Source organism: Burkholderia sp. GbtcB21 (assembly GCF_019091065.1).
In the GTDB taxonomy this organism is placed as follows: Bacteria; Pseudomonadota; Gammaproteobacteria; order Burkholderiales; family Burkholderiaceae; genus Burkholderia; species Burkholderia pyrrocinia_C.
Map to the genome: position 1 here is coordinate 1 of NZ_JAGXKA010000422.1, position 241 is coordinate 241.

The 241-nt window shown below is 67.6% G+C and carries 1 pseudogene; it reads right to left on the reverse strand.

The annotated features are described in order from the left end of the window. Positions 1 to 241: pseudogene (locus KVT39_RS37255) on the reverse strand (acyltransferase); the annotation flags it as partial.

Here is a 241-nt window from a genome sequence, read left to right on the forward strand (position 1 = left end):
CCGCCTCCGTCGCCCGAATGCGTGAAGCGGTACAGGGGGCCGACGGCGGCAACCAGCAGCCAGAACGCGAACAGCCGCGCGGCGCGGCGCAGCGCGATGCACAGCAGCGGAAACGACAGGTAGAACACCTCTTCGTCCGACAGCGACCACAGCACGCCGAGCGCGTAGGTGGCCCATCCGTATGCGCCGCTCAGCACGTTCATCCAGAACGTGAGCGACGCGAGATTCACGGGCCAGAACG